Annotated in this window: 23 protein-coding genes; 15 read left to right on the top strand and 8 right to left on the bottom strand. The window is 70.9% G+C overall.

Translation table 11 applies throughout. The features are described 5' to 3' along the window. From ACH41F_RS27535 to ACH41F_RS27515, 5 genes are all read left to right on the top strand, one after another. Window positions 1–486: alpha-glucosidase C-terminal domain-containing protein (locus ACH41F_RS27535; protein ID WP_398837904.1), on the top strand; the 486-nt coding region annotated here is incomplete at its 5' end. Further along, a complete protein-coding gene (gene treS, locus ACH41F_RS27530) occupies window positions 483–2183 on the top strand; it encodes a maltose alpha-D-glucosyltransferase (protein ID WP_391232667.1) in 1701 nt (566 codons plus the stop codon). The genes ACH41F_RS27535 and treS, both read left to right, overlap by 4 nt. A 94-nt stretch (window positions 2184–2277) precedes the next feature. Further along, entirely contained in the window at window positions 2278–3657 is a 1380-nt protein-coding gene (locus ACH41F_RS27525) for a maltokinase (protein ID WP_398837903.1), read from the top strand. An 83-nt stretch (window positions 3658–3740) separates the two neighbouring features. Then, a complete protein-coding gene (glgB, locus tag ACH41F_RS27520) occupies window positions 3741–6200 on the top strand; it encodes a 1,4-alpha-glucan branching enzyme (RefSeq protein ID WP_398837921.1) in 2460 nt (819 codons plus the stop codon). Between the two features lie 94 nt (window positions 6201–6294). Next, window positions 6295–7089, top strand: a complete 795-nt coding sequence (locus ACH41F_RS27515; RefSeq protein ID WP_391232673.1) for a hypothetical protein — start codon at window positions 6295–6297, stop codon at window positions 7087–7089. Here ACH41F_RS27515 and ACH41F_RS27510 read toward each other — a convergent pair. From ACH41F_RS27510 to ACH41F_RS27495, 4 genes are all read right to left on the bottom strand, one after another. After that, entirely contained in the window at window positions 7086–9299 is a 2214-nt protein-coding gene (locus tag ACH41F_RS27510) for a HelD family protein (RefSeq protein WP_398837920.1), read from the bottom strand. The genes ACH41F_RS27515 and ACH41F_RS27510 overlap by 4 nt on opposite strands. A gap of 154 nt (window positions 9300–9453) precedes the next feature. After that, a complete protein-coding gene (locus ACH41F_RS27505; RefSeq protein WP_398837901.1) occupies window positions 9454–9768 on the bottom strand; it encodes a thioredoxin family protein in 315 nt (104 codons plus the stop codon). Then, complete coding sequence (locus ACH41F_RS27500) at window positions 9765–10154, bottom strand: MerR family transcriptional regulator (protein ID WP_398837899.1); 390 nt, start codon at window positions 10152–10154, stop codon at window positions 9765–9767. Before ACH41F_RS27500 ends, ACH41F_RS27505 begins: the two co-directional genes overlap by 4 nt. A gap of 29 nt (window positions 10155–10183) precedes the next feature. Then, window positions 10184–10627 carry an AsnC family transcriptional regulator gene (locus tag ACH41F_RS27495; RefSeq protein ID WP_391233012.1) on the bottom strand — a complete coding sequence of 148 codons (444 nt, stop codon included), beginning with the start codon at window positions 10625–10627 and terminating at the stop codon, window positions 10184–10186. Between the two features lie 111 nt (window positions 10628–10738). On the opposite strand from ACH41F_RS27495, the gene ACH41F_RS27490 reads away from it, so the two are divergent. Beyond that, a complete protein-coding gene (locus ACH41F_RS27490; RefSeq protein ID WP_398837898.1) occupies window positions 10739–11650 on the top strand; it encodes an NAD-dependent epimerase/dehydratase family protein in 912 nt (303 codons plus the stop codon). A gap of 146 nt (window positions 11651–11796) precedes the next feature. Here ACH41F_RS27490 and ACH41F_RS27485 read toward each other — a convergent pair whose 3' ends face one another. After that, entirely contained in the window at window positions 11797–13464 is a 1668-nt protein-coding gene (locus ACH41F_RS27485) for a DHA2 family efflux MFS transporter permease subunit (RefSeq protein WP_391232680.1), read from the bottom strand. A gap of 132 nt (window positions 13465–13596) precedes the next feature. Between ACH41F_RS27485 and ACH41F_RS27480 the strand changes: the two genes are divergently transcribed. Then, window positions 13597–14214 (top strand): TetR family transcriptional regulator, encoded by a 618-nt coding sequence (locus ACH41F_RS27480; protein ID WP_391232681.1) that lies wholly within the window; start codon window positions 13597–13599, stop codon window positions 14212–14214. A gap of 429 nt (window positions 14215–14643) precedes the next feature. On the opposite strand, the gene ACH41F_RS27475 is transcribed toward ACH41F_RS27480, so the two are convergent. Further along, window positions 14644–16026, bottom strand: a complete 1383-nt coding sequence (locus tag ACH41F_RS27475; RefSeq protein ID WP_391232682.1) for a cation:dicarboxylate symporter family transporter — start codon at window positions 16024–16026, stop codon at window positions 14644–14646. A gap of 152 nt (window positions 16027–16178) precedes the next feature. Here ACH41F_RS27475 and ACH41F_RS27470 point away from each other — a divergent pair, with 152 nt between their 5' ends. Both ACH41F_RS27470 and ACH41F_RS27465 read left to right on the top strand, forming a co-directional pair. Then, window positions 16179–18089 carry an ATP-binding protein gene (locus tag ACH41F_RS27470; RefSeq protein WP_391232683.1) on the top strand — a complete coding sequence of 637 codons (1911 nt, stop codon included), beginning with the start codon at window positions 16179–16181 and terminating at the stop codon, window positions 18087–18089. Continuing rightward, a complete protein-coding gene (locus ACH41F_RS27465; protein WP_391232684.1) occupies window positions 18086–18775 on the top strand; it encodes a response regulator in 690 nt (229 codons plus the stop codon). The genes ACH41F_RS27470 and ACH41F_RS27465 overlap by 4 nt, the downstream gene beginning before the upstream one ends. Here the strand turns inward: ACH41F_RS27465 and ACH41F_RS27460 are convergent. Next, window positions 18762–19310, bottom strand: coding sequence for a hypothetical protein (locus tag ACH41F_RS27460; protein WP_398837895.1), 549 nt, complete (start codon window positions 19308–19310; stop codon window positions 18762–18764). The genes ACH41F_RS27465 and ACH41F_RS27460 overlap by 14 nt on opposite strands. 207 nt (window positions 19311–19517) lie before the next feature. On the opposite strand from ACH41F_RS27460, the gene ACH41F_RS27455 reads away from it, so the two are divergent. The 3 genes from ACH41F_RS27455 to ACH41F_RS27445 are packed head-to-tail and all read left to right on the top strand — an operon-like array spanning window position 19518 to window position 22590. After that, window positions 19518–20900 (top strand): extracellular solute-binding protein, encoded by a 1383-nt coding sequence (locus ACH41F_RS27455; protein ID WP_398837894.1) that lies wholly within the window; start codon window positions 19518–19520, stop codon window positions 20898–20900. Beyond that, window positions 20897–21757, top strand: a complete 861-nt coding sequence (locus ACH41F_RS27450; RefSeq protein ID WP_398837893.1) for a carbohydrate ABC transporter permease — start codon at window positions 20897–20899, stop codon at window positions 21755–21757. The genes ACH41F_RS27455 and ACH41F_RS27450 overlap by 4 nt, the downstream gene beginning before the upstream one ends. Before the next feature lie 5 nt (window positions 21758–21762). Continuing rightward, window positions 21763–22590: a carbohydrate ABC transporter permease gene (locus tag ACH41F_RS27445; RefSeq protein ID WP_398837892.1), complete on the top strand. Its 828-nt coding sequence runs from the start codon at window positions 21763–21765 to the stop codon at window positions 22588–22590. 7 nt (window positions 22591–22597) lie between these two features. On the opposite strand, the gene ACH41F_RS27440 is transcribed toward ACH41F_RS27445, so the two are convergent. Further along, window positions 22598–23095, bottom strand: coding sequence for an ATP-binding protein (locus ACH41F_RS27440; RefSeq protein WP_398837890.1), 498 nt, complete (start codon window positions 23093–23095; stop codon window positions 22598–22600). Window positions 23096–23334: 239 nt separating this feature from the next. Here ACH41F_RS27440 and ACH41F_RS27435 point away from each other — a divergent pair, with 239 nt between their 5' ends. The 3 genes from ACH41F_RS27435 (at window position 23335) to ACH41F_RS27425 (ending at window position 25246) form a co-directional block, all read left to right on the top strand. Further along, window positions 23335–24192, top strand: coding sequence for a Scr1 family TA system antitoxin-like transcriptional regulator (locus tag ACH41F_RS27435; RefSeq protein WP_391232691.1), 858 nt, complete (start codon window positions 23335–23337; stop codon window positions 24190–24192). An 8-nt stretch (window positions 24193–24200) separates the two neighbouring features. Continuing rightward, complete coding sequence (locus ACH41F_RS27430) at window positions 24201–24395, top strand: hypothetical protein (RefSeq protein WP_391232692.1); 195 nt, start codon at window positions 24201–24203, stop codon at window positions 24393–24395. A 137-nt stretch (window positions 24396–24532) separates the two neighbouring features. Continuing rightward, window positions 24533–25246 carry an XRE family transcriptional regulator gene (locus ACH41F_RS27425; protein ID WP_391232693.1) on the top strand — a complete coding sequence of 238 codons (714 nt, stop codon included), beginning with the start codon at window positions 24533–24535 and terminating at the stop codon, window positions 25244–25246.

The raw sequence follows: 25246 nt of genomic DNA, 5'->3' as shown, positions 1-25246 counted from the left end.
AGCGGCTACGAACTGTGCGAGAACACCCCCCTGCGCGCCGGCAGCGAGGAGTACCTGGACTCGGAGAAGTACCAACTCCGGCCCCGCGACTGGGACAACACCGAGGACGACATCATCCCGCTGATCACCCGGCTCAACCAGGTCAGGCGCGCGAGCCCCGCCCTGCGGCAGCTGCGCGACCTCCACTTCCACCACACGGACCAGGAATCCGTGATCGCGTACTCGAAGCGGAGCGGCTCGAACACGGTTCTGGTGGTCGCCAACCTCGACCCTCACCACACCCAGGAGGCCACGGTCTCGTTGGACATGCCGCAACTCGGCCTGGACTGGCACGAGTCGGTGCCGGTGCGCGACGAGCTCACCGGCGAGACCTACCACTGGGGCAGGGCCAACTACGTGCGCCTCGAACCGGGCACTCGCCCCGCACACATTCTGACCGTCCTGCGACCGTCCATCCCGCAGACCGGAGGGTCACCCACAACATGATCGTCAACGAGCCCGTCCACGACACCTTCGAGGACACCCCCGCCAAGGACCGGGACCCCGACTGGTTCAAGCGCGCCGTGTTCTACGAGGTGCTCGTCCGCTCCTTCCAGGACAGCAACGGCGACGGCGTCGGTGACCTGAAGGGCCTCACCGCCAAGCTCGACTACCTGCAATGGCTCGGCGTCGACTGCCTGTGGCTGCCGCCGTTCTTCAAGTCACCGCTCCGGGACGGCGGCTACGACGTCTCGGACTACACCGCCGTGCTGCCGGAGTTCGGTGACCTCGCCGACTTCGTGGAGTTCGTCGACGCCGCCCACCAGCGCGGCATGCGCGTGATCATCGACTTCGTCATGAACCACACCAGCGACCAGCACCCGTGGTTCCAGGAGTCCAGGCGCGACCCCGACGGCCCCTACGGCGACTACTACGTCTGGGCCGACGACGACAAGCAGTTCCAGGACGCGCGGATCATCTTCGTCGACACCGAGGCCTCCAACTGGACCTTCGACCCGGTCCGCAAGCAGTACTTCTGGCACCGCTTCTTCTCCCACCAGCCGGATCTCAACTACGAGAACCCGGCGGTCCAGGAGGAGATGATCTCCGCGCTGCGCTTCTGGCTGGACCTGGGCATCGACGGGTTCCGCCTCGACGCGGTGCCGTACCTGTACCAGCAGGAGGGCACCAACTGCGAAAACCTTCCGGCGACCCACGAGTTCCTCAAGCGGGTCCGCAAGGAGATCGACGCCTCCTACCCGGACACGGTGCTGCTGGCGGAGGCCAACCAGTGGCCCGAGGACGTCGTGGACTACTTCGGCGACTACTCCTCCGGCGGCGACGAGTGCCACATGGCGTTCCACTTCCCCGTCATGCCCCGCATCTTCATGGCCGTACGCCGCGAATCGCGCTACCCCGTCTCCGAGATCCTCGCCAAGACCCCGGCCATCCCGTCCAGTTGCCAGTGGGGCATCTTCCTGCGCAACCACGACGAGCTGACCCTGGAAATGGTCACCGACGAGGAACGCGACTACATGTGGGCGGAGTACGCCAAGGACCCGCGGATGCGCGCCAACATCGGCATCCGCCGCCGCCTCGCCCCCCTGCTCGACAACGACCGCAACCAGATCGAGCTGTTCACCGCGCTGCTGCTGTCCCTGCCCGGCTCGCCGATCCTCTACTACGGCGACGAGATCGGCATGGGCGACAACATCTGGCTCGGCGACCGCGACGCGGTGCGCACGCCGATGCAGTGGACACCGGACCGCAACGCAGGGTTTTCCTCCTGTGACCCCGGGCGGCTCTATCTGCCGACCATCATGGACCCCGTCTACGGCTACCAGGTCACCAACGTCGAGGCGTCGATGGCGTCGCCCTCGTCGTTGCTGCACTGGACCCGCCGCATGATCGAGATCCGCAAGCAGAACGCCGCCTTCGGCCTGGGCTCCTACACCGAGCTCCAGTCCTCCAACCCGGCCGTGATCGCCTTCCTGAGGGAGTACGAGGACGACCTCGTGCTGTGCGTGCACAACTTCTCCCGCTTCGCACAGCCCACCGAGCTGGACCTGAGCCCGTTCAACGGGCGGCATCCGGTCGAGCTGTTCGGCGGGGTGCGGTTCCCGGCCATCGGGGAGCTGCCGTACCTGCTGACGCTGGCAGGGCACGGCTTCTACTGGTTCCGGCTCCGCAAGGACGCCGTCTAGAAGCCCGGCGGGACGGGATTCCTCGGTTTCTCCCGTCCCGCCCGGGGCACGCATCAGTAACACCCCGCCCACCCCGGGGAAAGGACGCGCCCCCATGTCGGAAGCCGCACTTCGCACTGTCACGACAAGTCCCGCACTCCTCACGTCACTTGATCCACTGCTGCGGGAGTGGCTGCCGCGACAGCGCTGGTTCGCGGGCAAGGGGCGTCCGGTCACCGGGTTCTCGCTGGTCTCGGCCACCGAGCTGCTGCCCGTCGAGGGCCGGCTGGGCCTGTACCACCTGCTGGTGCGGGCCCACCAGCCCATGACGTCCGGTGACTGCTACCAGCTCCTCATAGGCGTGCGCGAGGCGCTGCCACCGCATCTGGCGCCCGCGCTCATCGGCCATGTGGAAGAGGGCCCGCTCGCCGGACGCACGGTGTACGAGGCCCTGCACGACCCCCGGCCCGCCGAGGTGCTCCTGGAGGCGCTGCGCGCCCGGGCCCGGATCGGCGCGCTGCGCTTCGAGCGGGACCCGGACCAGGAGATCCGGACCGGCCTGGTGCCCCGGGTGATGACCGCCGAGCAGTCGAACTCGTCGATCGTCTATGGAGATACGTTCATCCTCAAGCTCCTCCGCCGGATCGTGCCCGGCGTCAACCCCGACCTGGAGCTGCCGCTCGCGCTGGCCCGGGAGGGCTGCCCGCGGGTGCCGGCCCCGACGGCGTGGCTCCAGGCCGACCTCGACGACGCGGCCGGGGAACCGTACGTCCTCGGGGTGCTCCAGCCCTTCGTCCAGGGCGCGACGGACGGCTGGGAGCTGGCGCTGCGCGAGCTGGCCAAGGGCGAGGACTTCACCGCGGAGGCGCGGTCGCTCGGGCGGGCCACCGCCGAGGTGCACACCGCGCTGGCCCGGGCGCTGCCCTCGGTGACCCTGGGCCACGCGCAGCTGCGGCTGCTGGCCGACGGCATGATCGAGCGCCTGGGGGCGGCCGTGCAGGCGGTGCCCTCGCTGCACCCGTACGCCCCCGGACTGCGCTCGGCGTTCACCGCGCTCGCGGACCTGGCCGCGGAGGGGCGCACCTGGACCGCGCAGCGGGTGCACGGCGATCTGCACCTCGGCCAGTGCCTGCGCTCGCCGGCCGGGCGGTGGTCGCTGATCGACTTCGAGGGCGAGCCGTCGAAACCGCTGGCCGAGCGGCGGATGCCGCAGCCGCCGGCCCGGGACGTGGCGGGCATGCTCCGCTCCTTCGACTACGCCGCCCTCTCCGCCGACCCGCCCGCACCCGGCTGGGCCCAGGCCTGCCGGGCCGCCTACTGCTCCGGTTACGCCGAGGTCGCCGGCGCCGACCCGCGCACCGACCCCGTGCTGCTGCGCGCGTACGAGACGGACAAGGCGATCTACGAGGTCGTCTACGAGGCCCGCCACCGCCCCGAGTGGCTCCCGGTGCCGATGGCCGCGATCGAGCGGTACGCCACCACCGACCAGATCTGACCCGCACAGCCGAGGAGGCTCCACTCGTGACCCCCCGCCCCCCGTCCAGCGACTCGGATCCGAAAAAAGCGGCCGACAAGGTCGTGAAGAGCGTGAAAAGCGTGAAGAAGGCCGCGGAGAAGGCGGTCTCGAAGAAGGCGGTCACGAAAAAGGCCGCGGAGAAGGCGGTCACGAAGAAGGCGACCGCCAAGGAGACCCCGGCGGTGAAGAAGGCCGCCGCGAAGAAGCCCGCTCCGCGGAAGGGCACCGCGAAGAAGGCCGCCGCCAAGAAGGTCACCGCGAGGACGAGCCCGGTTCAGAAGGTCGCCGTCCGGGAGGTGGCCGCGGTGGTGCCCGCGCCGCCGCCGGAGGCACCCGTCTCCCCCGCCCTGGACGCCCAGGACCGCGAGCGCCTGCTGTCGGCCACCCATCACGACCCGCACTCCGTCCTCGGCGGCCACCCGCTCCCCGGGGGCGTCGCCTTCCGCGCCTTCAAGCCGTACGCGCGGTCCGTGACGGTCGTCGCCGGGACCCTGCGGGCGGAGCTGCACGACGACGGCGACGGGTTCTTCTCCGGCCTGGTGCCGCTGCGGGAGGTCCCGAAGTACCGGCTGCTCGTGGCGTACGAGGGGAGCGAGCAGGAGACCGAGGACGCCTACGCCTTCCTGCCCACGCTGGGCGATCTGGACCTGCACCTGATCGGTGAGGGCCGGCACGAGCAGCTGTGGCGCGCGCTCGGCGCCGAGCCGATGACCCACCAGGGCGTGTCCGGCACCCGCTTCACGGTGTGGGCGCCGAACGCGCGCGGGGTGAGCCTGGCCGGCACCTTCAACTTCTGGGACGGCACCGGCTATCCGATGCGCTCGCTCGGCTCGTCCGGGGTCTGGGAGCTGTTCGTGCCCGGGATAGGCGAGGGCGAGCTGTACAAGTACGAGATCACCCGGCCCGACGGTTCGAAGACCCTGCGCGCCGACCCGCTGGCCCGCCGCACCCAGGTGCCGCCGGAGACCTCCTCGATCGTGCACGCCTCGCGCCATGAGTGGGGGGACGCGGCCTGGCTGGAGCAGCGCGCGCAGACCCCGGCGCACGAGGGGCCGTTCTCGGTGTACGAGGTCCATCTGCCGTCCTGGCGGCCTGGACTGACGTACCGTCAACTGGCCGAGCAGCTCCCGGCGTACGTGAAGGACCTGGGGTTCACGCATGTCGAGCTGATGCCGGTCGCCGAGCATCCCTTCGGCGGTTCCTGGGGCTACCAGGTGACCGGCTTCTACGCGCCGACGGCCCGGCTGGGCACGCCGGACGACTTCAAGTTCCTGGTCGACGCCCTGCACCAGGCGGGTGTGGGTGTGCTGATGGACTGGGTGCCGGCGCACTTCCCGCGCGACGACTGGGCGCTGGCCGAGTTCGACGGGCGGCCCCTGTACGAGCACGAGGACCCGCTGCGGTCCGCGCACCCGGACTGGGGGACGCTGGAGTTCGACTACGGCCGTCCCGAGGTGCGCAACTTCCTGGTCGCCAACGCGGTCTACTGGTGCGAGGAGTTCCACATCGACGGGCTGCGGGTTGACGCGGTCGCCTCGATGCTCTACCTGGACTACTCGCGCGAGCCGGGCCAGTGGGTGCCCAACGAGCACGGCGGCCGGGAGAACCTGGACGCGGTGGCGTTCCTCCAGGAGATGAACGCCACCGTCTACCGGCGGGTGCCGGGCGTGGTGACCGTCGCCGAGGAGTCGACGGCCTGGGACGGCGTCACCCGGGCCACCCATCACGTCGGCCCCGGCGGCTTCGGCGGGCTCGGTTTCGGGTTGAAGTGGAACATGGGCTGGATGCACGACTCGCTCGGCTACGTCCAGCACGATCCGATCCACCGCAAGTACCACCACCACGAGATGACCTTCTCGATGGTGTACGCGTACAGCGAGAACTACGTCCTGCCCATCTCCCACGACGAAGTCGTCCACGGCAAGAAGTCGTTGGTCTCCAAGATGCCCGGCGACTGGTGGCAGCAGCGCGCCACCCACCGCGCCTACCTCGGCTTCATGTGGGCCCACCCCGGCAAGCAACTCCTCTTCATGGGCCAGGAGTTCGCCCAGGGCGCCGAGTGGTCCGAGGCCCACGGCCCGGACTGGTGGCTGCTCGACCCGGCCTACGGAGCCGAGCCAGACCACCGCGGGGTGCGGGACCTGGTGCGCGACCTCAACACCGTCTACCGGCACACCCCCGCCCTGTGGCAACGGGACACCGCCCCCGACGGCTTCCAGTGGATCGTGGGCGACGCCGCCGAGGACAACGTCTTCGCCTTCCTGCGCCTCGACGCCGAGGGCACCCCCCTGCTCGCCGTCTCCAACTTCTCCCCCGTCGTCCGCCACGACTACCGCCTCGGCGTCCCCGACGACATCCCCGCCTGGCACGAGACCCTCAACACCGACCTCGCCCGGTACGGCGGCGGCGACATCGGCAACCCGGACGTGGTCAAACCCGAGCCGCAGGGCTGGCACGGCCGCCCGGCGAGCATCAGGCTCAACCTGCCGCCGCTGGCGACGCTCTGGCTGCGCCCCGCCTGACCGGGCAGGACCCTCGGTAGAGTGCCGCGGGTCGACGTCGGTGGCGTTCCGCGGAGTTGAGCGCATGCGGTTTTCAGAACGAGGTGGGACGGCCGTGGCCGCCGTGCTCTGCGCGGTCGCCGTCCTGCTCCTCGGCGCGTGCGGGACGCAGGTGGCCGGCCGGGAGAGCACCCCGTCGGCCACCGCCCTGGCGTGGACGCTGCATGCGCCGATCCGGGTCACCGGCGCCGAACTCGCCGCGGACCAGCGGACGGTGACCATCGCCTCGGACGTGCCGAGCGGCCCGCGCCCGTGCGTGCGCGGTCTCAAGGCGGTACTCACCGAGCCCGTCGCGAACTCCGTGGGGGTCCAGGTCACCTTCACCTCGCCGTCCGGGGACCGGCGCTCCGGCTGCACGAGGACGACCACGGCGAAGGCACGGGTAACGCTCCCCGAACCCCTGGGAGACCGTGAGCTGGTGGTCGGCTACCCCGGCACCGTCTTCACCGCCGAGGGCGCCGATCCGCCCGCGCTACGGCTCTGCGGCGAGCTGGGCTGCACCCCGCCGGCCACCGGCTGCACCACCGACTCCTACGAACAGGCGCTCATGGCGGTCGGCGCCCCCGCGCACACCTACCGCGACGCCGAGCGCTGCGACGGCAGGTGGCTGGTCCTGGACATCTCCTGGCGCACCGGCCCGGTCTGCGGCGACCCGGCCGACGGCGCCTGTACGTCCCGGCTGGGCGACCGCTGGTTCTACCGGGCCGAGGAGACGGGCTGGAAGCCGTTCTTCCGGACCGCGACAGGGGGCTGCCAGGCCGTGCAGGACCGGCAACCGTCGTTCCCGACCGCCCTGTGCGCGTCCCTGGAGCCCCTGTCCCCGTCCCTGCACCCGACGTACTCGCCCTAGCCCGCCAGCGCCTTCGGCAGCCGCCCGGTGTGCAGCACGCCCAGTCGCTGGGTGGCCCGGGTCAGCGCCACGTACAGATCGCTCGTGCCGTACAGACCCGGCTCGACCACCAGCACGGAGTCGAACTCCAGGCCCTTGGACTGGCGCGGATCGAGGAGGACGACGGTCCGGGTCAGGTCGGGTTCGGTGTCCGCCGTGACCCCGTCCAGCCGTGCCGCGAGCCTCTGGTGCAGACGGCGCGGGGCGATCACGGCGAGCCGTCCCTCGGCGGGGGTCAGCTCCTCGACCGCCTCGGCCACGGCGCCGGGCAGGTCGTCGGTGGCGCGCACCCACGGCCGTACCCCCGTCGAGCGGATCGAGCTCGGCGGTTCGAAGTCCGGGTTCTCGGCGCGTACGACGGCCGCCGCGAGGTCCATGATCTCGGCGGGGGTGCGGTAGTTGACGCCCAGGCGGGTGTGCTCCCAGCGGTCCTCGACATACGGTTCGAGGATCTTCTGCCAGGACCCGACCCCGGCCGCCTCCGCGGTCTGCGCCGGATCGCCGACCAGGGTCATCGAGCGGGTCGGGCTGCGCCGCATGAGCAGCCGCCAGGCCATCGGGGACAGCTCCTGCGCCTCGTCGACGATGATGTGGCCGAAGGCCCAGGTGCGGTCGGCGGCCGCGCGCTCGGCGGCGCTGCGGTGGTCGTCCTCCTCCTGCCGCTCGGCGAACCGCTCGGCGTCGATGATGTCGTGCGCGGACAGCACCTCGGACTCCTCGTCGTCGATGTCCTCGAACTCGTAGGTCCGGGAGGCGTAGGAGACGTCCAGCACGCCCTGCGCGTAGGCGACCTGGGTCTCCCGCTCGCGCTCGGCCCGGGCCCGCGCCAACCGTTCGTCCACGCCGAGCAGTTCGGCCGCCTCGTCCAGCAGCGGTACGTCCGAGACGGTCCAGTGCCGGGTCACCGGGCGGCGGATCACGGCCGCGTCCTCGTCGGGGAGGTAACCCACCGGGTCGGCGAGGAAGTCCGCGACCAGGCGCTGCGGGGTCAGCCTGGGCCACAACTGGTCGATGGCCGCCCACACTTCGCGGTTCTCGGCGATCTCGTCCCGGATCTGGGTGATGTCGCTGGCGTCGAGCAGGTTGGAGCCGTCGTAGGGGTCGGTGCCGACGCGCTCGGCGTACAACTCGGTGAGGGTGTTGAGGATGTGGCCCTCGAAGTGCTCACGGGCCACGTTGTGCGGCAGCCGGGCGGCGCGGGTGCGCTCCCGGGCGACCCGCACCAGGTCGTCGTCGAGCATGAGGATCTCGCGCTCGTGCTCGATCGCGATCACCGGATCGGGCAGCGACTGCCAGTCCCGTACGACCTCGGCGAGCACGTCCGCCATGTCGGCGCGGCCCTTCACCGCGGCCGCCGCCCGGGTGTCGGTGGCCTTGGCCTTCACCCCGGGGAACAGCTCCCCGACGGTCGCGAGGAGCACGCCCGTCTCGCCGAGGGCGGGCAGCACCTCGCCGATGTAGCCGAGGAAGGCGGGGTTGGGTCCGACGATCAGGACGGCGCGCTTGGCCAGCAACTCGCGGTGCTCGTACAGGAGATACGCGGCCCGGTGCAGGGCGACGGCCGTCTTGCCGGTGCCGGGGCCGCCCTCGACCACCAGCACGCCGCGGTGCGGGGCGCGGATGATCTCGTCCTGCTCGGCCTGGATGGTCTGCACGATGTCGTGCATACGGCCGGTGCGCGCGGCGTCCAGTGCGGCGAGCAGCACGGCGTCGCCGGTCGGGTCCTCGTGGCCGGTGCGCCGCTGGTCGCCGAGGTCGAGGAGCTCGTCGTGCAGGGCGGTCACCCGACGGCCCTCGGTGCTGATGTGCCGGCGCCGCCGCAGGTCCATCGGCGTGTGGCCGGTGGCCAGGTAGAACGGCCGGGCCACGTCGGCACGCCAGTCGATCAGGATCGGGGTGCGGTCGGTGTCGTCGGCGCGCAGACCGATGCGGCCGATGTGGTGGCTGGTCCCGGAGGCGAGGTCGATCCGGCCGAAGCACAGCGAGCCGTCCACCGCGTTGAGCGCGGCCAGCAGTCCCGAGCGCTCGGCGACCAGGATGTCCCGCTCCAGACGGGCCTGCATGGGCGTATTGCCCTGGGCGAGCGCGTCCGTGACGGAGGACTCGGTGTCGCCGCGCAGGGCGTCGACGTGTGCGTACAGGGTGTCGATGAATTCCTGCTCACCGCGAATTTCATCGCTGTTTGACAATTCCACTCCCACGCCGATATACTGTGCCTACCGAACTTCTTCGCGACCCAATTCCCGTAAAGTCGCGAACCATTGAGTCTAAGCAAAAGAATCCCCCCGGCGCAATTGCCGGGGGGATTCTTCTGTGTGCGGGGAATCAGATCACGTCGGACAGTTCCTCCAGCAGGCGGCGCTTGGCGCGGGCTCCCACCATGGCCTTCACCGGCTCACCGTCGCGGAAGACCATGAAGGTGGGCATCGAGAGCACCTTGTAGGCATTCGTGGTCAGGGGATTCTGGTCGACGTTCAACTGCACGATCTTGAGGCGGTCGGCCTCCTCCGTGGCGAGGGCGCGCAGCACCGGTCCCATCTGCCGGCACGGCGGGCACCAGTCCGCTGTGAACTCGACCAGCACCGGCTTCTCGGATCCGATCACTTCCGTCGCGAAATCCGCGTCCGTCACATCGATCACAGCTCTTGCCCTCCCAGTTCACACGTCGGTGGTTCGTCACCGGCCATGGCCGCCAGCCGGACGCCGATCTGCGCCCGCACCGCCTGGAGCTCGCCGATCAGCTCGTCCAGCTCCGTCAGCTTGCGCCGGTAGACGGCGATCGACGCCGGGCACGAGTCGCCCTCGGGGTGCCCGGAGCGCAGACACTCCACGAAGGGCCGGGTCTCCTCCAGGTCGAACCCGAAGTCCTGGAGCGTCCTGATCTGCCGCAGCAGCCTCAGATCGCTCTCGTCGTACGTCCGGTACCCGTTGTCGCCGCGCCGTGCGGGCAGCAGCCCGCGCGACTCGTAGTACCGCAGCGTCCGCGTGGTGGTCCCGGCCCGTGCGGCCAGCTCGCCGATTCGCATGTCCACGAACGTATGCCTTGACCCCGACGTCAAGGCAACAGGGCTTTGCGCTGCACCGGAGAGGTCAGCACGATCGAGGTGGTCGTCCGCCCGAGCGCCGACACCCGCTCCAGGAGCTCCTCCAGGTGGACGGTGTCCCGGACGGCGGCCTTGAGGATCCAGCAGTCCTCGCCGACCACGTGGTGCACCTCGGTGATCTCCGGGCTCTCCATCAGCTCCAGGGTCCTCGGGTGCTTCAGGGTGTAGCCGCCGTGCGGGCTGACCCGGATGAACGCCTGGATGCCGTAGCCCAGCCGGCCCGGGACGACATGGGCCCCGTAGCCGCTGATCACACCCGCCGCCTCCAGGCGCCGCACCCGCTCGGTGACCGCCGCCGGGCTCAGCCGGACCCGGCGCCCGAGCTCGCTCAGCTTGATCCGGCCGTCGGTCTGGAGGAGCTCCAGGATCTGCCGGTCCAGCGCGTCGAAGGCCACCGAGGTTTCGCTGGCGTCGGGGCGCAGTTGGCGAGGTTCTTTTGGCACTCCAGCCGGAACTCCCATGGTTCCCCCTTCAGAACGTGGATGTACGCCGGGAGAATTATGGTCATGGAAAAGCCACGAGAGGTACTGGTCATCGGCGGCAACCGCTACATCGGCAAGCGGCTCATCTCGCGGCTGCTGGCCGCCGGGGACAGGGTGACGGTGCTCAACCGCGGCTCGTCCGCGCCGCCGCCCGGCGCGGACCACCTCGTCGCCGACCGCGACGACGAGCGGGCCCTGGCCGCGGCGCTCGGTCCGCGCACCTTCGACGTCGTGGTCGACCAGGTCTGCTACACCCCGCGGCAGGCGGAGATCGCCCGCCGGGTGTTCGCGGGGCGGACCGGGCGCTATGTGATGACCTCGACGGTCGAGGTGTACGAGTACGAGGACTCCATCGCGCCGGTCCGCGAGGACGCCGTCGGCCCGCTGACCGTGCCCGTCGACCTCGAACTCCCCTGGGAGGACCCGGAGTTCCTGGACGCCCACTACGGCGAGGGCAAGCGGCAGGCCGAGGCGGTGTTCGCGGCCGCCCCGGACTTCCCGTACACGGCCGTCCGCATGGCCCATGTGCTGGGCGGCGCCGACGACTTCACCGGCCGCCTCGACCACTACGCCACCCGCGTCCGGGCCGCCGAGCCGATCGCGGTGCCCTTCGCCGACCAGCCCGCCACCTACATCCACGTCGAGGAGGCCGCCGACTTCCTGGCGTGGACGGCCGGCGCCGCGTTCACGGGTCCGGTCAACGCGGCCTCCCACGGCTCGCTGACCACGGTCGACCTGTGCGAGGCGGTGGCCGCGCGGCTACCCGAGGGCAAGGTCGTGCTCCAGCTCGTCGAGGTCGGCGAGGTCTCCCCGTTCTCCTTCTTCCGCTCCTACGGCATGGACAACTCCCGTGCCACACGCCTCGGTTTCACCTTCGGCACCGCACGGCAGTGGCTGCCGACGGCGGTCGCCGAGACCCTCGGGAAGGGCGACTGACGCTCCGCTGCCCCCGCCGGGTCCGGGGCCGTCCACGTGCGGCTCCGCCGGTGCCGGCCGGTCGCCGTCCCCCGCGCCTCCACCGACGCGCGTGCCGCGTCTGAAGGGAACAGACGCGGCACGCCGGGCCGGAGGTGAAGGTCGGGTCAGCCGACCGGCTCCTTCTCCCGCTCGGGCTGCTCGACGGGCGTCTCGGTCTTCTTGCGCCCCGGCAGCAGCACCGCGACCAGCACCGTGCCGACGCCGAGGACCACCGCGCCGACCAGGCTGGTGTGCGCGACCGCGTCGGAGAAGGACGAGCCGACGGCGTCGGCCATCTGCCGGGCGCCGGTGGCGAGTTGGTCGGCCTGTGCCTTCAACTGCTCGGCCTGCTGGGGGTCCGTGGCCTTCGCGGCCTGCCCGGCGAGCTGCCGCGCCCGCTCGCCGATGCCCTGCGCGACCGCGTACCCGGCGCCCACCGAGTCCTGCGCGGTGTCGAGCGTCGACGCGGAGAGCTTGCTGCCGCTCGTGGCGTCGGCGAGGTGGCCGGAGTACGAGGTCGCCAGCAGCGAGCCGAGGATGGCGATGCCGAGCGAGCCGCCGAGCTCGATCGAGGTGTCGTTCACCGCGCCGCCGACGCCCAGCTCGGACTCGGGGAAGGCGCCCATGATCGCGTCCGTCGCGGGCGAGAGGGCGAGGCCGATCGCGAGGCCGAGCACGATCAGGGGTGCCACGAAGTCGCCGTACGACGAACTCGCGTCGACCTGGGTGAGCAGCGCGAGCGCCGCCGTGCCGCCGACCATGCCCGTGGTGACCGTCCACTTCATGCCGACCCGGGGGGTGAGGAAGCCGGTCAGGGCCGAGCCGACGAAGACCGCGCCGGCCAGCGGCAGCATGCGCAGGCCGGTCTCCAGGGCGCTGTAGCCGAGGACGAACTGCAGGTGCTGGGTGAGGTAGTAAAAGGCGCCGAAGACGGCGAGGAAGAACAGGGCGACGGCGAGGTTGGCACCGGCGAAGCCACGGTCGGTGAAGCGCCGGACGTCGACGACGGGGCGCGGGTGGCGCAGCTCCCAGACGACGAAGGCGACCAGTCCCGCACCCGCGACCACCGCGGCGGTGATGGCCTTGGCGTGCCAGCCGAAGTGCGGGCCCTCGATGATCATGTAGACGAGCGAGCCGATCCAGACCACGGACAGCAGGCCGCCGACGTAGTCGATCCGGCCCTTGGTCGTCGCCCTGGACGGCGGTACGAGCACCAGGGCGCCGACGATCGCGAGCGCGGCGACGGGGACGTTGATGAGGAACGTCGAGGTCCAGTCGTGGTTCTCCAGCAGCGCGCCGGCGACCAGCGGGCCGGCGGCGATGGCGACGCCCGAGGTGGCGGTCCACGCGGTGATCGCCTTGGCGCGCTCGGCGCGCGGGAAGGTGGCGGCGAGCAGCGACAGGGTCGCCGGCATGATCATCGCGGCGCCGAGGCCCATCACCGCGCGGGCCGCGATGACCGTGGTGGCGCTGTCGGCGAAGTACCCGAAGACCGACCCGCCGCCGAACACGGCGAGGCCCAGCAGGAGCGCGCCGCGGCGGCTGTACTTGTCGCCGATCGCGCCGAGCAGCAGCATCAGGGCGGCGTACGGGACGGTGTAGCCGTCGATGACCCACTGGAGGTCCGCGCTGGACAGGCCGAGGTCCTCGGTCATGGCGGGCGCGGCGACCGTGAGGGCGGTGTTCGCCATCACGATGATCAGCAGGCTCAGGCACAGGACCAGGAGCGCCCACCAACGCCGGGCGTAGGGGCGGTTCATCCTCTCGACCGGTTCGGTCATGACGAGTCGCATGGCAGGGGTGGCCTTCCTCAGCGGTCTGGCTGTGTTCGACAACGGAATTGCACAACACTGTGCATTTGCCCAACGCTGTGCAATGTACGCCTGTTGCACAGTGCTGTGCAAGTAGAGGGCCGAGAGGGCACAATGGCGTTCATGACCACGGGTAACACCAGCCGAGCCGACGCCAACCGCCGCCGCATCCTCGACGTGGCGCTCGCCGAGCTGCTGCGCGACCCCGACGCGTCCATGGACCAGATCGCGCGCGCCGCGGGCGTCGTACGGCGGACCGTCTACGGCCATTTCCCGAACCGTGAGGCGCTGGTCGGCACCCTCCTCGACGGTGCGGTGGAGGCGGTGGCGGCCGCGCAGGAGGCCGGGCGGGCGGGCGCGCAGGACCCGGCGCGGGCGCTGGCCGGTGCCACGCTGGCGATCTGGGAGGTCGCCGACCGCTATCGCATCCTGGTCGCGCTGGCCCAGCGCAGCGTGACGATGCAGGGCATCAGGGAACGCCTCGCGCCCGTGCGCGAGGCCTGCCAGGAGCTGCTGGAGCGCGGGCTGGAGGAGGGCGTCTTCACCTCCCCGCTGCCCGCGCCGGCCCTGGCGTACGTCCACGAACAGCTGCTCTTCGGGGTGATGGAGGCGGTCAACGACGGCCTCCTGGCACCCGAGGAGGCGGGCCGCTCCGCCGCGGTCACCGTACTGACCGCGGCGGGCGTACCCGCCTCCCGAGCCACCGAACTGGTGGCGAAGCAGAGCGATTGAGTTGTACGGCGGCGGGGCGGGGCCCGGGCGGCCGCCCTACCCGGCGCTGCGACACCAGCCGGTGGGCAGGCGGCGTGAGCGCGTCGCAGGTGGGGTGCGGGCCTCGCGGCCGAGCGGATCCCGTCCCAGGAGCGGTGCGGGCCCCCCGGCCGAGCGGATCCCGTCCCAGGAGCGGAACGGGCCCCGCAGCCGAGCGGACCGCGTCGCAGGAGGAGTGCGGGCCCCCGCAGCCGAGCGGATCCCGCCGCAGGAGCGGTGCGGCCCCCCGGCCGAGTCGCAGGTGGGGTGCGGGCCCCGCGGCCGAGCGACCCGGCAGGTGTGGCCAGGCGCGGCGCGAGCGGGTCGCGCCGCAGTCAGGTCCGGCCCGGGCGGCTGAGCGACGGGGGAGCTACTCAGCCGCCCGGAGTCTGTTGCCCCGGCCGTCCGGGGCTAGGCCTTGGCGAGTTCCTTCTCGCCGCCCTGCTCCGGCACGTCCGCCGGGGCGGATCCGTGGCCGTCGTCGAGGAGCGTCTTCTCGTCGAAGGGCAGGTGACCGGCGAGGACCTGGTCGACGCGCTCGCGGTCGATCTCCTTGGTCCAGGTGCCGATCAGGACCGTGGCGACGGCGTTGCCCGCGAAGTTGGTGAGGGCGCGGGCCTCGCTCATGAACCGGTCGATGCCGACGATGAGGCCGATGCCGTCCACCAGGGCCGGCTTGTGCGACTGAAGACCACCGGCCAGCGTGGCCAGCCCCGCGCCGGTGACACCGGCGGCGCCCTTGGAGGCGACGAACAGGAAGAGCAGCAGCGGGATCTGCTCACCGAGCGACATCGGCGTACCCATGGCGTCGGCGATGAACAGGGACGCCATGGTCATGTAGATCATGGTGCCGTCGAGGTTGAAGGAGTAGCCGGTCGGGACGGTGATGCCGACGACGGGCTTGCTGATGCCCAGGTGCTCCATCTTCGCGATGAGCCGCGGCAGCGCGGACTCCGAGGACGAGGTGGACAGGATCAGCAGGAACTCACGGCCGAGGTACTTGAAGAGCGTGAGGATGTTCAGGCCCGCGATCACCCGCAGCAGCGTGCCGAGCACCAGGAAGACGAACAGGACACAGGTGGTGTAGAAGCCGAGCATCAGGATGGCGAGGTCCTTGAGCGCGTCCACGCCCGCGGAGCCGACCACGGCGGCCATGGCGCCGAAGGCACCGATCGGCGCGGCCCACATGATCATGGCGAGGATGCGGAAGACCAGGCGCTGGATGTGCTCGACACCGCGCAGGACCGGCGCCCCGGCGGGGCCCATGGCCTGGAGCGCGAACCCGGCGAGCAGCGCGATGAGCAGGGTCTGGAGGACCTCGCCCTCGGTGAACGCGGAGATCATCGTGGTGGGGATGATGCCGAGCAGGAACTCGGTGGTGTCCTTGGCCTCCGCGTCGACCTGCGCGTGCCCGGCGTCCTTGACCGCGTCGGTCACGGCGAGGCCGGTGCCCGGGTCCAGCAGGTTGCCGACGACCAGGCCGATGCCCAGCGCGACCAGCGACATGACCATGAAGTAGGCGAGCGCGATACCGCCGACCGCGCCGACCTTGGCGGCCTTCCGTACCGAGCCGATGCCGAGCACGATCGTGCAGAAGATGATCGGCGAGATCATCATCTTGATCAGGTTCACGAAGCCCGTACCGATGGGCTTCAGCTCGACGGCGAAGTCCGGCGCGACCATGCCGACCAGGATGCCGAGGGCGACCGCGACGATCACCGCGATGTACAGATAGTGGGTGCGGTCCCGCTTGGCGGGTGCGGCAGATGCGGGTGCGGGTGTGCTGGCGGCCACGGCTGCCCTCCTTTGACGTCTTCGTCGGTTGTCACCGGCGTGCGGCTCACGTCCGGGCTCTAGAGGAATGCCGTGACTATCTCCTGCCCTGTGAGGGCGGTCACCCTTCCGTTCATTTAGTTCACACTTACTGTCGGAGGCACACTGACGACATGCACATCCGCGTCCCGAGACCGCGCAGCCTGGCCGGTCAGCTCTTCGCCATGCAGGCCGTGCTCATCACGGTCCTCGTGGCCGGGTACGCGCTGTTCACCTACGTCAGCGACCGCGGCCAGGCCGAGGACGCGGCGGGCCGCCAGGCCATGGCGGTGGCGGGCGCGGTCGCGGACTCCCCCTCGGTGCGGGAGGCCATCCACACCCCGGACCCCTCGGCGAGCCTCCAGCCGTACGCGCTGCGGGTGATGCACGACGCCGACGTCGACTTCGTGACGATCATGAACCCGGCCGGCATCCGCTGGACCCACCCGACCGAGACGGAGATAGGGAAGAAGTTCCTCGGCCGCATCGGCCCCGCCCTCGCCGGCCACTCCTTCACCGAGACCTACACCGGCACCCTTGGCCGTTCGGTCCGCGCGGTCACCCCCATCGAGGAGGACGGCCGGGTCGTCGGCCTGGTCAGCGCCGGCATCAAGGTCGAGGCGATCAGCCAGCGGGTGCAGGGCCAGCTCACGGCCCTGCTGGGGGTCGCGGCGGGCGCCCTCGCGCTGGGCGCGATCGGGACGTACGCCGTCAACGCCCGGCTGCGCCGCCACACCCACGGGATGAACGCCACCGAGCTCAGCCACATGCACGACTACACGCAGGCCGCGCTGCACGCCGTGCGCGAGGGACTGCTGATGCTGGACGGCCAGTACCGGGTGGCGCTGATCAACGACGGGGGCCGTGAACTGCTGGGCGCGGCCGACGACGTGGTGGGCCGCTCGGTCGCGGAACTCGGCCTGCCCGCCCCCCTCACCGGCGCGCTCCTGGCCTCGGAACCGCGCGTGGACGAGGTCCACCTCACGGCGGACCGCGTGCTGGTGGTCAACACCTCCCCGGTGTCGGGAGGGGACCGCCGGGGCACGGTCGTCACCCTCCGGGACGTGACGGAACTCCAGTCCCTGATGGGCGAGTTGAACTCCGAGCGCGGCTTCACCCAGGCCTTGCGCTCCCAGGCGCACGAGGCGGCGAACCGGCTGCACACGGTCGTCTCGCTCATCGAACTGGGCCGCGCCGAGCAGGCGGTGGACTTCGCCACGGCCGAACTGGAGCTGGCGCAGGCCCTGACCGACCAGGTGGTGGCCGCCGTGAGCGAACCGGTGCTGGCCGCCCTGCTCCTGGGCAAGACAGCCCAGGCGAACGAGCGGGGCGTGGAGCTGGTGGTCTCGCAGGACAGTCGCCTGGACGACGGTCTGCTGCCGCCGTCCCTGCCGCCGCGGGACCTGGTGACGATCCTCGGCAACCTGATCGACAACGCGGTGGACGCGGCGCAGGGCAGCGCGGGCGCACGGGTGACGGTGACGGCCTACACGAGCGGCACCGACGAACTGGTCCTGCGCGTCTCCGACACGGGCACGGGGGTGGCCCCCGCCCACGCCGAGGCGGTGTTCGAGCGCGGCTTCTCGACCAAACCGGCGGGACCCGGCGGCCGCGGCCTGGGCCTGGCCCTCGTACGGCAGGCGGTGACCCGCCACGCGGGAACGCTGACGGTCGCGGAGGCCGCCGAGGGCGGGGCGGAGTTCGAGGTCCGGATGCCGTTGCGGGGCGGCGCCGGGGGCGGGGCCGCGGGGGCCGGGTCCGCCGCAGCCGGGTCCGCAGGGGCCGAATCTCCGGGCGCCGGGGTCGTCGGTACCGGGTCCGTGGGGACCGGGTCCGCCGGAGCCGGGGCCGCAGGTGCCGAACCTGCCGGGGTCGTCGGAGCCGGGTCCGTGGGGGCCGGGCGGGCGGTGGGCGACCGTGTGACCGAGGATGCGTCGACGACAGGTGCCGTGGCGGACGCAGCCGAACCGCCGGGCACCGGACCCCGCGCCCCGCAGCCGGAGAGCGCCGGCACGCGAGGCACCGCTTCCGGAGGCGACGCATGACGACCCAGCCACAGCCGATCCGGGTCCTGGTCGTGGAGGACGACCCGGTCGCCGCGGACGCGCACGTCATGTACGTCAACCGGGTCCAGGGCTTCACCGCCGTGGGCAAGGCGCACACCGGCGCGGAGGCGCGACGCCTGCTGGACCGGACCCCGGTCGACCTCCTCCTGCTGGACCTGCACCTCCCGGACGTGCACGGCCTCCAGTTCGCCCGCTCACTGCGCGCCGCCGGCCATCAGGCGGACGTGATAGCGGTGACGTCGGCGCGGGACCTGACGGTCGTACGCGAGGGAGTCTCACTGGGCGTCGTCCAGTACGTGCTGAAGCCGTTCACCTTCGCCACGCTGCGGGACCGGCTCGTGCGCTACGCCGAGTTCCACGCGGCGGCGGGCGAGGCGAGCGGCCAGGACGAGGTGGACCGCGCTCTGGCGACACTCCGGGCCCCCGGCCCGGCCGCCCTGCCGAAGGGCCTGAGCGCCCCCACCCTGGAACGGGTGACCGTGGCCCTGCGGGACTCCGCGGAGGGCCTCACGGCCACCGGACTGGCGGAGGTCGTGGGGATATCCAGGATCACCGCCCGGCGCTATCTGGAGCACCTGGTGGACGCGGGGCGGGCGGCGCGGGCCCCGCAGTACGGCACGGTGGGGCGACCGGAGTTGCAGTACCGGTGGGTCAAGGGGCCGTAGGCCCGAACGGCTGTGTGTACAGGACGACCTGGACCGCGAGCCCGAGGACGCTGAGCGCCTCCACGAGCGACAGGACGACGAGCCCGGCACTGGTCCCGCCCGCCGCCCAGTAGACGGCGAGCCCGGCGAGGGGGACGGCGCAGAAGGCCAGCAGATCGACCCCGCACTGGATGACCTTGCGCTGGCGACGGCGCGAGTCGGAGCGGTGAACGGTCTCCCAGGTGAACGCGCGCTCGGCACCGGCGAGTTGGGCCAGCCTCGGGCCCAGGTCGTGACGTACGTGCCTGCCGATCGCGGAGATCTTCTCGTCGTTGACGAGGTACGTCCACCCGAGCACGACGCACACCGGCGGCAGCGCGAGGAGCATCTCGGGGCGCTTGGCCTGGGCGGTGGCGGCGATGACAGCGGCGACCATGGTGAGGGTGACGTAGAGGAGGTTGTCGCGGAAGCCGATCCTGGTCTTCTGCTCGTCCTTGACGGTGTGGTACTCGGCGAGGAGCAGCTGCCCGACGGTGACGTCCTGAGGCTGCGTCATATGTCCTCCTTCGCAGGTCACTTGCCCGTACCTTAGGGGAGCGACACCCCCCGCACCGGCGGCGCCGACCGCGGTGCCCCGCGCGGGCACGGCCCCACCGAGGCCGTCGTCGGCCCATCCGTGGCGGACGCATTGACCTGACCAGACCACTCCCCTACGTTCACCGGGCAGCCACCCGGCCACCCCCACGTGAGCCCGTAGGAGGTCATGCCCGTGCGCCCCACCGCCGTTCGCTCCGCGCTTCCCCCACTGCTCGCCGCCGCCCTCACGGCCACCGCCCTGACCGCGTGCGGTTCCGGTTCCGGAGGCGATCCGGACACGCTGAAGGTGTCCTTCAAGCAGTCGACGGACAACTCCGTCAAGGTGATGGACGAGCACCTGGCCGACATCAAGAAGCAGTTCGAGAAGGCGCATCCCGGCAAGAAGGTCGAGCTGATCCCCGTCAAGGCGCCGGACTCGGAGTACTACACCAAGGTCCAGCAGATGCTCCGTTCGCCGAAGACCGCCCCGGACCTGGTCTACGAGGACACCTTCCTCATCAACTCGGACATCACCAGCGGATATCTCAGGCCCCTCGACGCCTACCTAGCCAAGTGGCCGGACTGGGACCGGTTCGTCGACACGGCGAAGAACGCCGCCAAGGCCGAGGACGGCAAGACGTACGGCGTCCCGGACGGCACGGACACCCGGGGCCTGTGGTTCGACAAGGGGATCTTCGCCAAGGCGGGGCTGCCCGCGGACTGGCAGCCGAAGACCTGGGCCGAACTCCTGGACACGGCCCGCACGATCAAGCGGAGGGTCCCGGACGTCACCCCCCTCAACGTCTACACCGGCAAGCCCGCGGGCGAGGCGGCCACCATGCAGGGCTTCGAGATGCTGCTCTACGGCACGAACGACGGAACCACCGACCCCCTCTACGACACCGCCGGCAAGAAGTGGATCGCCGGCAGCCAGGGCTTCAAGGACGCCCTCGCCTTCGTGGAGACGGTGTACCGGGAGAAGCTCGGCCCGGACGTGGAGACCGCCCTCGACCCCAACATCCAGACCATCGTCCGCGGCGACCTGCTCCCCCGGGGCAGACTCGCGATCGCCCTGGACGGCTCCTGGCTCCCGCAGGACTGGCTGCCCGGCAGCGGCCACGAATGGCCCGAGTGGTCCCGGGAGTTGGGCCTGGCGTACATGCCCACGCAACGCGGTCAGGCCCCCGGCAAGGTGAGCATGTCCGGCGGCTGGACCTGGGCGATCCCCGCGAAGGCGGCCAACCCCGACCTCGCCTTCGACTTCATCAAGAGGATGCAGACGACCGCGAACGCCCGTAAGTGGTACATCGCCAACTCCGGCATCGCGGTCCGCGAGGACGTCGCCGCCGACCCCGCGTACGTCAAGGCGCAGCCTGGCATCACGTTCTTCACCGACCTCGTCGCCAGCACCCACTACCGCCCGGCCTACCCGGCGTATCCGAAGGTCTCCACGGCGATCCAGGAGGCGATGGAGGGCGTCACGACCGGCGACATGTCGGTGGCGGAGGCGGCGAAGGGGTACGACGAGGAGCTGAAGTCGGTGACGGACGGCCAAGTGGTCCAGAAATGAGCCCCCGCCGACCGGCTCGTCTCCTCCCCCTCGCCCCCGCCACCGTCCTCCTGCTCCTCTTTCTCGCCGGCCCGATCGCGTACTGCGCGTACATCGCCTTCACCGACCTCCAACTCACCGGCCAGGCACAGCAGTCGTTCGTCGGCCTCGAGAACTTCCGTACGGCCTTCGGGGACGAGGCGTTCCGCAACGCGGTGTGGCTGACCCTGGTCTTCACGGTCGTGTCCGCACTGCTGGGGCAGAACACGCTGGGCCTGGCCCTGGCCGCGCTGATGCGACGCGCCTCGAAGCCGGTACGCACCCTCGTCGGCGCGGTGGTGATCGCGGCGTGGGTCCTGCCGGAGGTGGTGGCCGGGTTCCTCCTCTACGCCTTCTTCCGCCGCGAGGGCACCCTGAACGCGGTCCTCGACGGGCTCCATCTGCCCACCCAGAACTGGCTGTTCACCCTCCCGATCCTCGCGGTGTCGTTCGCGAACGTCTGGCGCGGCACGGCCTTCTCGATGCTGGTGTACTCGGCGGCGCTGAACGAGATCCCGCGGGAGATCACGGAGGCGGCCGAGGTCGACGGCGCCGGCGGCTGGCGTCGGCTGTGGCGCATCACCCTGCCGATGATCCGTCGCTCCATCGGCACGAACCTCATGCTGATCACTCTCCAGACCCTGTCGGTCTTCGGCCTGATCTGGGTGATGACGAGGGGTGGCCCGGGCGGCAGGAGCCAGACGCTCCCGCTCTTCATGTACGAGGAGGCGTTCCAGAAGAGCATGATCGGCTACGGCACGGCGGTGGCGCTGTTGCTCCTGGTGGTGGGCTCCCTGTTCTCGGTGGTCTACCTGCGGCTGCTGCGAACGGAGGTCTGACCGCGATGGCATCGCGCGCGACGACCCGCCGTCTGGCCGCCGACGCCGGACTGCTCCTGGTGGCCGCGGCCTTCACGCTCCCGCTGGCGTGGGTGCTGCTGTCCTCGGTGGACCCGGACGCGAACCTGAAGGTGAAGGTCCCCGACGGCGTCACCCTCGACCACTTCGACGCGGTCCTGACCCCGGAGATCACCTTCACGCCCCTGCTGAACAGCCTGCTCCTGTGCGGCGGCGGCACGGCACTGACGGTGGTGTGCGCGGCCCTGGCGGCCTACCCGCTCTCCCGCTTCCGCTCCCGCCTGAACCGCCCCTTCCTCCTGACGATCCTCTTCGCGACGAGCCTGCCGATCACCGCGATCATGGTGCCGGTCTACGCCCTGTACGTGCGCGTGAACCTGATCGACACCCTCCAGGGCACGATCTTCTTCTTCGCCGCCTCCCAACTCCCCTTCGCCATCTGGCTGATGAAGAACTTCATGGACGGCGTCCCGAAGGAACTGGAGGAGGCGGCCTGGACGGACGGGGCGTCGTCGCTTCAGTCACTGCTCCGCATCGTCCTCCCCCTGATGGGGCCGGGCCTGGCGGTCGTGACGGTCTTCTCCTTCGTCATGATGTGGGGCAACTTCTTCGTCCCCTTCATGCTCCTGCTCACCCCGGACCAGATGCCGGCGGCGGTCAGCATCAACGAGTTCTTCGGCAACCGGGGCATGGTGGCCTACGGCCAGCTGGCGGCGTTCTCGGTGATCTACTCGACACCGGTGATCCTGCTGTACGTACTGGTGGCGAGGCGGTTGGGGGGTGGGTTCGCGTTGGGTGGGGCGGTCAAGGGGTGATCCACGTCTAACCCACCCATCCCCCCGCCACCCCCACCCTCGGCAAAACCACCCACATCCGAGTCCCACCCCCAGGCTCCCGCGCCTCCCCGAACCCCCACTCCCCCTGACAAGCCCGCACCACGCACCCCAGCACCCGCAGCGCGGCCCGCCTGCGCCCGTCGCACGCCTCCACGAGCCGGGGATGGCTGTGCCGCGGATGCCCGTCGTAGAGGCTCACCCGCAACGCCCCGTCCCGGAACCGCAGCGACACGTACACATCGGCCCCGGGCGTGAACCGACAAGCACAGGCGGCGAGTTCGGCGACGACCTGCACGGCGGCGTCGGCCATGTCCTCCAGCTCGTGCGCCTGAAGAACAACACGAGTCGCCGCCCGGGCAATGCTCGAACTCATCGGCCCGGCGGGCAACGTGAGGCTGTACGCAAGCGACTCGGGCGACGGCGGCGCGGCTTCCCGCACGTCGTCGGAGAGCGGGCAGGCGGAGAAGGACAGCACGGAGGACATGGCAACTCCCTTGAGGGCAACGGACGTTGGAGGGCGGGACGGCATACCCGGTGGCCTGTCGCACGAACCTGGGCAGGCTCGCGCGATGCACTTCCGGGCACGTCACGCCGTAAGCGACTCGTCACCGAATGTAGCGCATCTGAGGAGTACACGTACTACTCTCCGCGAGGCTCCCGTTGGACCAACTCCTCGCCCCGAAGGCAGACTGACCCCGTCAACCGCCCGACCCGAGGGGACACATGCCGCCGAGGAGCACACCGACGGAACGCCAGCGGCGCCTCGGTGAGGAGCTGCGCAGGATGCGCATCGCGGCCGGAATGACAACCGAGCGCGCCGCCGGACTGCTGCACGTCCCCCGCACCAACGTGCCCAACATGGAGTCCGGCCGCTCCGGCATCAGCCCCGAGCGGGTACGCACACTCGCCGCCAACTACGGCTGCGCCGACGAAGCCCTCGTCGAAGCGCTCGTCGCCATGACGGGGAGCCGCGAGAAGAGCTGGTGGGAGGCGTACCGGGGTCAGCTCCGCGACGACTTCCTGGACATCGCCGAGCTGGAGTGGCACGCCACACGCCTACGCATCGCCACAACCGTGCACATGCCCGGGCTCCTCCAGACCGAGGAGCACGGCCGGGCCGTCTTCGCCGCCGTCATCCCTCCACTGCCCCAGGCGGAGATCGAACTGCGCACGGCACACCGCATCGACCGGCAGCAGCTCCTCGACCGCTCCGAGCCGCAGCCCCCAGCCCTCGACGCGATCATCCACGAGGCCGCCCTCCGCATGGAGTTCGGCGGGCCCTCGGTGGCCAGGCGGCAGTTGGAGCACCTGCTGCGCATGTCCGAGCGGGACTCCGTCACCGTACGGATCATCCCCTTCAAGGCGGGCGGCTTCCCCGGCGCCGGACAGTCCGCGACCTACGCCGAGGCCGCCGTCCCCCGCCTCGACACCGTGCAGTTGGACAGCACGCACGGCCCGGAGTTCATCGACACGGAAGCCCAACTCGCCAAGTACCGAGCCCAACTCGACGCCGCCGAGGCCGTGGCGCTCACCCCGGACGCCTCGCTCACCTTCATCCGCGCCCTCGCCAACGACCTCTAGGAGCCCTCATGCAAGCCGACATCACCTGGGAAGAACCCTTCTGCGGCGAGGGCGCCAACTGTTTCCGCATAGGCACCGACACCTCCGGCAACGCCTACATAGCCGTCGCCGGGCGTGAGGACGAACCCCTCACCGACACCCGCGAAGCCCTGGCCACCCTCATCCGGGACATCAAGGCCGGCAAAGCCGACCACCTCCTCTGACGCGCCCTCCGCCCCGGCCCCCTGACAGGCGATCTCCAGCCAACCCGCCCGGGGGCCGAAACCGTATGTTCCTACAATCCGTGATCCTGGCCGAACAGACCGTAGTCACAGCACCCCGGCGCCCCTACGTTGTGCCCGTGCGCCGACCCCCAGCCCTCCCCAACCAGCCAGGCCCTCCCTTCAACGCCCCCGCCGCCCGCCGGCTCCGTGCCGCCCTGGGCATGGGGCCCGAGCATGTCGCCTATGGCATGCGGGCCTCGTACGGGCTCCCCTATGTCACACCGGACCTCGTCATCGCCTGGGAACGGGGCGTGGCGAACCCCACCAGCCCCGAGCTGACCGCCCTCGCGGGCGTGCTGTGGTGTTCCCCGGGCGAGCTCATCGGCAAGCCGCGCACCCTGCGCGAGCACCGGATCAGCCAGAGCCTCGCCCCGGAGGACGTCGCCCACGCTCTCGGCCTCGAACTCCTCGCGTACCTGCGCATGGAGGAGAACAACGACTGGCGGGGCAACGACCGGCAGTCCGCCGCGCTCGCCGAGGTGCTCGACCTGGCCCTGCCGGACTTCGTCACCGTCACCGGGCGGGAGGCGCGGCTGGCGGACCACCTCCGCAGCGCCGTCACCACCCGCTGGCAGGCCTATGTGCGCCCGGTGAGCAAGATCGTGCCCCTGGACCGGCGACTCCTGGAGGACGTCCTCCAGGAGCTGCACCAGGAGTACCAGGGGCAGATGGTCGCGACACTGAGCTGGGGCGAGGGCAGCGCGGCGGGTGATTCCAGCCACTCGGGCCGCGACTTCCTCGACCAGATCGTCGACCGCTTCTGGACGAACGTCCAGGCCTTCACCGGCTAG

Source organism: Streptomyces sp. NPDC020489, assembly GCF_044386545.1.
In the GTDB taxonomy this organism is placed as follows: Bacteria; Actinomycetota; Actinomycetes; order Streptomycetales; family Streptomycetaceae; genus Streptomyces.
The sequence above is the reverse complement of the archived record's forward strand: the minus strand, read 5'-3'. Positions and strand labels throughout refer to the sequence as shown.